This window comes from Pseudomonas sp. GM74 (genome assembly GCF_000282455.1).
Taxonomy (GTDB): domain Bacteria; phylum Pseudomonadota; class Gammaproteobacteria; order Pseudomonadales; family Pseudomonadaceae; genus Aquipseudomonas.
On record NZ_AKJG01000079.1, the window covers coordinates 25,463 to 32,343 of the forward strand.

Consider the following 6,881-nt stretch of genomic DNA (forward strand, 5'->3'; position numbering starts at 1 on the left):
TTGTGCAAAAAAACACAGGCTTGCGGCATCCCTGATGCGCTGAAAATGCACAAGGCGGGCACTGCCCGCACCGTCAAGCGATGCAAGCAGCGCCCGCCTTGTGCGGGTACTTACCAGAGCGCCAGGGTATAGCTGAGGATCAGGCGGTTCTCGTTGAGATCGTTACCGAAGTGAGCGGTGCGCACCGTGGCGTTGCGCCACTTCAGACCGACGTTTTTCAGCGGGCCGCTCTGTACCACGTAGCCGATGTCGGTGTCGCGCTCCCATTCGCGGCCGTCGGGCTTGCCGGCGCCCAGATCGATGCTGTCGCCGGACAGGTAGCGGGTCATGAAGGTCAGGCCGGGAATGCCCAGCGCCGCGAAGTTGTAGTCGTAGCGCGCCTGCCAGGAACGCTCGTCCTTGTTGGCGAAGTCGTTGATCTGCACGAAGTTGACCAGGAAGGCATCGCTGCCATTGACGTAGGCAAAGCCGGTTTCGCCGCTCATGCGTTGGTAGCCCAGACCCAAGGCATGGCCGCCCAGGGCATAGGTGAACATGGCGCCGAAGGCGTTGTTGTCGATGTTGCTGTTGCCATCGTCGGTGGAGCGGGCGTAGCGCAGGTCGCTCTTGAACGTCTGGCCTGCGCCCAGCGGCAGTACGTGGACCAGATTGAACTGGTGCTGGTGGTAGAAATCGTCCAGGCCGCCGTAGTGGTAGCCCGTGTTCAGCCGGTCGTTCCACTGGTAGGCAAGGCTGGCGAAATTGAAGGCGTCGCTGCGGGCCTGGCCACTGACAATGCCCTTGGCGCCGGTGGTGGTGATCGCCATTTTCTCGTAGTCCGAGGAATCGCGCTGGTTGACCCGATCCACGCGCCCGGCGTCGAAACTCAGGCCTTTGATCTCCTGAACGTTCAACTGGCCACCGCGAAATGTTTGCGGCAGCAGGCGCGAGTCATTGGCCAGCAGTACCGGCAACTTCGGGGTCAGGGTGCCGAGCTTGAGTACGCTGTTGGATGCTTTGAACTTGGCCGTCAGGCCCAGTTCGCCATACTCGTCCTTGGCGCGCTTGGGCGGCTCGTTATCGCGTTTGAGCAGGCCGGAGCCGGCGCGATCGGGACTGGAGTCGAGCTTGATGCCGAGTTGGCCGAGGGCATCGATACCGACACCGATCATGCCGTCGGTATAACCGGATTCGTAGCGCAGCAGGAAGCCCTGGGCCCATTCTTCCTGCTTGGACTGGGCGGCATTTGCCTGGCGGAAGTCGCGGTTGAAGTAGAAGTTGCGCGTTTCCAGTCTGGCCGTGCTGTCTGCCAGGAAGTCGGCGTGAGCCTGTGCGGCGAGGCCGCTGCCGGCCAGGAGCAGGGTAAGGGTGGTGGGTTTCATTGGATGCCTTTTGTTGTTTTTGTTGTCGACGAGCCGCTCCCGCGCCGTTTGGAGTTAGCGAGGGAAGGGCGCATTTGGGGGTGTCCTGCGCCGAAGGGCGCAGGTCGGGCGTAAAAAAGCGCGAAGCAAAGGAGCGGACTCGCGCTCGGGGCGTCAGCCCCGGAAAAAGCAGTGTCAGTGACTACTGGCCATGGCAGCTCCAAGGCCGGTCTGGGCACGGACGAACTGGTCGGCATAGGCGGCGCGTTCGCGGTCGGCGCGCTCGCTGCGGTCAAGCCTGGAAGCCACCACTATGACCAGGAAGGCCAGTGGCATGGAGAACAGCGCCGGCTGGTCGTAAGGGAAGAGCGCCTGGGCATGCCCCAGTACTCCGACCCACACCGACGGCGAGCCGATCACCAGGGCCAGGGCGCTGACCAGGCCGGTCAGGCCGCCATAGAGGGCGCCGCGTGTGGTCAGGCCGCCCCAGTACATGGCCATGATCAGTACCGGGAAATTCGCCGAGGCGGCGATGCCGAACGTCAGGCCGACCAGGAAGGCGATGTTCTGGCCCTCGAACAGAATGCCGAGGGCAATCGCAACGATGCCCAGGCAAACGGTGGCGATACGCGACACGCGCATTTCCTGTTTCTCGTCGGCGCAGCCCTTCTTCAATACCGAAGCGTAAAGGTCATGGGAGATGGCCGAGGCACCGGCCAGTGCCAGGCCGGCCACCACCGCGAGAATGGTGGCGAAAGCCACGGCAGAGAGGAAACCGAGAAACAGGTTGCCGCCCACCGCCTTCGCCAGGTGCATGGCCACCATATTACCGCCGCCATTCATGGCCCCGCCGAGCTTGCCATCGACGTAGTACTGAGGGTCCGTGCCGACGATGACGATGGCGGTATAGCCCAGGACGCAGACCACCAGGAAGAAGAAGCCGATGAACACTGTGGCGAACAGCACCGATTTACGCGCCTCCTTGGCATTGGGCACAGTGAAGAAACGCATCAGGATGTGCGGCAAGCCGGCAATGCCGAAGACCAGTCCGAGGGATAAGGACACCGCGTTGATCGGGTCGGCCAGCAAGGTGCCGGGGCCCATGATCTGCACGCCGCTGGCATGCACGGCCACAGCCTGGGCGGCCAGCGTCTCGAAGCTGAAGTCGAAGCGACTCAGGGCCATCAGCACCAGGGTGGTGCCGCCCGCCAGCAGCAGGACTGCCTTGGTGATCTGTACCCAAGTGGTGGCGAGCATGCCGCCGAAGATCACATAGACCAGCATCAGCAGTCCGACCACCACCACCGCCGTGCGGTAGTCGAGACCGAACAGCAGTTTGATCAGTTGACCGGCACCGACCATCTGCACCACCAGATAGCAGCACACCACGGTCAGCGATCCGAGGGCGGCGAAGCTGCGCACGCGGGTTTGATCGAGGCGGTAGGAGACGATGTCGGCAAAGGTGTAGCGCCCCAGGTTGCGCAAGCGCTCGGCCATCAGGAAGGTGACGATGGGCCAGCCGACGAAGAAGCCGATGATGTAGACGAAGCCGTCGTAACCCTTGGCGAATACCATGCTCGACAGGCCCAGCAGAGTGGCCGCCGACATGTAGTCACCGGCAATGGCCAGGCCGTTCTGGAAGCCGGTGATACCGCCACCGGCGCTGTAGAAATCGGCCGCGGAGCGGGTGCGTCGTGCCGCCCACCAGGTGATCAGCAGGGTGGCGAGGACGAAGACGAAAAACATGCCGATGGCGTGCAGGTTGAGCGGTTGCTTCTGCGCAATGATGGGCTCGGCATGGGCCAGCACAGGGCTGAGGGCGAGAAGGGCGGACAGGCGTTTCATGCGCGGGACTCCTGCAGGATCTGCGAGCTGAGTACATCGAAGCGGGTGTTGGCGCTGTGCACGTACCAGGCAGTGAGTAGCCAGGACAACAGGATGATCGTCACGCCGATTGGCATGCCGAGGCTGAGGTGGCTGCCGTCGTACAGCGGCAGGTGCAGCCAGGCAGGGGCGAAAGCCACCACCATGATGAAGCTGTAGTAGATAGCCAGGACCGCGCCGCTCAGCGTCCAGGCCAGCAGTGCACGCTGGCGCGCGAGGCGCTGGAACTTGGGGTTGGCCCTGACCCGTGCACAGGTCTGGACGTGGTTCGGGTGGTCGGTCGTCATGGTGAGGCTCCGCATTTGTAGTTGTTTTTGTTGTTCGGCCTTTTGAGGGGCGTACGGGTACCCGGGCAGCGACCCGATGCGGGACGCCACCTGAATGCTGATGTGCTGGAGTTATTGCCGCCCGGAGGACCTTGCGGTGGAGAGAGGGCGGTGTGCGAGGGCGGCGTGGTGCCTCGGCTCGGGCCGACGGCAGACAAGAATCGTGGCCGCGATTGCGCTGTTGCGCAGCTGCTTGTGTCCGGCGTGCAAGCCGGTGTTTATCCATGCGCTCATGCTGTCAGCCCTCGATATTTATTATTGGGGAGGGTGCCTTCCCGGCCTGAAAACGACGCTGGCCAAGCTGGGTGAGATGCGAGTATATAAGTGCATATTTCCCATATGTATTGGCAGAAAAGCTCGATGGATATGCAAAAACGCACAACGCAGAACCCACTGAACTGGGACGACTTGCGCTTTTTCCTCGAAGTTGCCCGTGCCCGCACCGCCAGCGGTGCGGCACGCCGCCTGGGAGTGGACTACACCACGGTGTCACGGCGCATCCGCGCCCTGGAGCAGTGCCTGGGCGCCCTGTTGTTCGAGAAATCGCGGACTTCCGGTTTTGTCCTGACCGTGGAGGGGCAGCGTCTGGTCGGTCACGCCGAATCCCTGGAAAGTACGCTGCTGGTAGCCTGCGAGCAGGTTTTCGGCACCACAGGGGGACTCTCCGGGCACCTGCGTATCGGCTGTACCGAAGCCTTCGGGACCTGTTTCATCACTGCGCAGATGAGCCACTTCCTCGAGCACTACCCGAATATCTCGGCGGACATTTTGCCGGTCCCGCACTTCATCAACCTGTCACGGCGCGAGGCGGACATCGCCATCACTCTGGAACGGCCCGAGCGTGGTCCGTACGTGTGCTCGCGGCTGTGCGACTACCGCTTGCGCCTGTATGCAACGCCGGAGTACCTGGCCAATCATCCGCCGATCAGCTGTCGCGAGGACCTGACCGGCCACCCGTTCGTGACCTACGTCGAAGACCTGGCTTTCAGCTTCAAGCTGCTTTACCTGAACGACCTGATGCCCGGCGCCAACAGCCGCCTGCGCAGCACCAGCGTGGTGGCCCATTACCACGCAGCCCTGGAAGGGCGGGCGCTGGCGATCCTGCCTTGCTTCCTCGCCGGCCCTGATCCCCGCCTGTGCGAAGTGCTGCCCGGTGAAGTGGAGATCACGCGACAATTCTGGATGTACTACAGCGAAGATCTGCGCAAGCTGAAGCGGATCACTCTGGTGGCCGAGTACCTGCGTGCTTGTGCGGAACTGAATCGTCCGCTGCTGATGGGCGAGTCACGAGTGATGGGCTATCTGCCGTCACCCTGAGGGGGGAGTTGTGCAGCCAGAAGTAAAGCGAAGTGCTGGTTGGCGAAAAGACTTGAAAACAGCCATGAACACTCAACCGCTATGGTTTTGCTGCGTGATCATCGTCGATGTGGGGAACGTCCGCCGGTTTCTTCTGCGGAACTATAAAACTCACAGTCGTACGGGTGAGGATCTTGTGAGTCGGGTCGGCCACTTCAAGAAGAACCTTGTGAGTGCCGGGCGTCAATCCAACCAGGATGATCGGGTCTTCGCTGGTGTGCGCCCATGTACCTTTCCAGTCATCGACGGTCACGTGAAGGTGACCGAGACGTGGTGACACTTCAACAGCCGCTTTGCCAAATACCGGCATGATCCTGGCGTGTTCTGCTCGGTATTGGATAATGACAACACCGCGGGCGAGTGGCTCGGCAAGCGGCGGGTAGGCAATGAGTGTTGGCGCAGTCTCGGATTCCAGTGGAAGTATTGCCGGAGGGGAATCGGTGTCTGCTACCCCTTGTCCGCACACGGCTGTGCAAAAGAAGACACCCAAAGCCAGGACCAATAGATTTCCGGGGGCGAGGGACATGGTTTTTTTCCCGCGTGATTTCATTCAAGCCTAGATCAAACCGGGTATCTCCCAGTGTTTATTTGAAATCGAAATCACTCACGTATTTCATCCGTGCCATCCAGGCATGTTGACCATGGACGACTCAGCGCTTGTATCGCAGCGCGTCCACCACTACGCCGAAGGCTGAAGAATGCTCACGGCGATTGGGGTAGTAAAGGTGGTAACCGGCAAATGGTTGGCACCAGTCTTCGAGTACCCGCACAAGGCTTGCGTCGGCAAGCTCCCTGGCGACCATATCTTCTGGCAGAAAACCCAAGCCGCATCCCGCGACGGCGGCGCGCAGGATCGGCCGCGTGGGCATACGCACCGGCCAGCGAATTCAAATCAACGCGAGGGCTGCATCTGGTGGGCGCGCATGACGGCAATGCCACAGTGCCCAAAAGGCCAGGATGATATGCAGCAGGGGATTTTGGCACGGACGGGCTCGCACCTTCGGGAAGGAAGGGCTTGGCTGGCGATGGATCAAGCGCAGGAGCGAAATCATGGTTCCGGATACTCCCACCGCTTGAAGGTTCATTAAATCAGCATTTGTGAACCTTTGGTTGTTGCTTGATTAAACAACTGCAGCAATGCGCCGGGGGCGTCAGCCCTGCAGATCTCGTATTTGAACCGTAAAAAAATGCGAGGGTGGTTTCCTAGGCCTCCCTCGCATCTGTTCACGCGCAAAGCCTCAAGCACTGCCAAAAAAGATGTCGGTATTCTGGATATGGGCCCCGACCAGGGTGATGGTGGTTGTTTGTCCGCCAGCCTCGGCAACCGTCACGATGCCGTCTGCGCCGGTGTTGTTGATCGATTGGACAACGGCGTTCGGGTCGCCGTTGAGCACCAGCTTGTCTTGCACGCCTGGACCCGTATCGAAGCCGGTGACCTGGTACAGGTTCTCATCGACTGACAGATCGATGTTGAAGGCATCCTGTTCACCGATCGTGCCCGCCAGCCTGAAGTCGAAGGCTGCGTTGGCCGGTTCGTTGGCGAACAGGTTGGCGTCAAACGTACTTGTCGCCGAGTCCCCGTCCTTGTCCGTCAGCGTCGCGTTGAATGCCAGCCGGACATCGCTGGCCAGACTCTCGCTCTCCTGAATGAACTGGATCACCGGAATCTTGATATCGCCCCGGCCCATCGTCAGCTGAACAGCGTCGATCAGTGACGCACCTTCCTTCTCGACGAGGAAGGACACCTGCCCGCCAGCCTCCGGCGTCAGGGTGTTCACCTCGACGCGGTTCGAAAACGTGCCATCGGCGTAGTAGATCCTGTAGTACAGGTCCTCGGTCGCCGTGTTGTAACCCGCCACGGAGTTGTCGATGAAGACCTTCATTGCTGTCAGCAGGCTCTCTGGGTTGATGACGAAACTTTCATCGGCGGCACTGATTGCCGCCAGGTTGTCGCCCTGGAAAACGTTGTTGGCGA

The 6,881-nt window shown here is 61.0% G+C and carries 5 protein-coding genes and 2 pseudogenes; 1 reads left to right on the forward strand and 6 read right to left on the reverse strand.

The window, feature by feature from the left end; translation table 11 throughout:
- Positions 1-110: 110 nt before the first annotated feature.
- The 3 genes from PMI34_RS11360 to PMI34_RS11350 all read right to left on the reverse strand — a co-directional run bounded on the left by PMI34_RS11360 (position 111) and on the right by PMI34_RS11350 (position 3,511).
- Positions 111-1,361 (reverse strand): OprD family porin, encoded by a 1,251-nt coding sequence (locus tag PMI34_RS11360; protein WP_008050937.1) that lies wholly within the window; start codon positions 1,359-1,361, stop codon positions 111-113.
- Positions 1,362-1,535: 174 nt separating this feature from the next.
- Positions 1,536-3,185, reverse strand: a complete 1,650-nt coding sequence (locus tag PMI34_RS11355) for a cation acetate symporter (protein WP_008050939.1) — start codon at positions 3,183-3,185, stop codon at positions 1,536-1,538.
- Entirely contained in the window at positions 3,182-3,511 is a 330-nt protein-coding gene (locus PMI34_RS11350) for a DUF485 domain-containing protein (RefSeq protein ID WP_008050941.1), read from the reverse strand. Before PMI34_RS11350 ends, PMI34_RS11355 begins: the two co-directional genes overlap by 4 nt.
- A 405-nt stretch (positions 3,512-3,916) precedes the next feature.
- Between PMI34_RS11350 and PMI34_RS11345 the strand changes: the two genes are divergently transcribed.
- Positions 3,917-4,867, forward strand: coding sequence for a LysR family transcriptional regulator (locus PMI34_RS11345; RefSeq protein ID WP_032829724.1), 951 nt, complete (start codon positions 3,917-3,919; stop codon positions 4,865-4,867).
- Between the two features lie 79 nt (positions 4,868-4,946).
- Here PMI34_RS11345 and PMI34_RS11340 read toward each other — a convergent pair whose 3' ends face one another.
- The 3 genes and pseudogenes from PMI34_RS11340 to PMI34_RS11335 form a co-directional block, all read right to left on the reverse strand.
- Entirely contained in the window at positions 4,947-5,432 is a 486-nt protein-coding gene (locus PMI34_RS11340; protein WP_008050943.1) for a DUF6130 family protein, read from the reverse strand.
- 124 nt (positions 5,433-5,556) lie between these two features.
- Positions 5,557-5,763: pseudogene (locus PMI34_RS28260) on the reverse strand (LysR substrate-binding domain-containing protein); the annotation flags it as partial.
- 381 nt (positions 5,764-6,144) lie between these two features.
- Positions 6,145-6,881: pseudogene (locus PMI34_RS11335) on the reverse strand (DUF5801 repeats-in-toxin domain-containing protein); the annotation flags it as partial.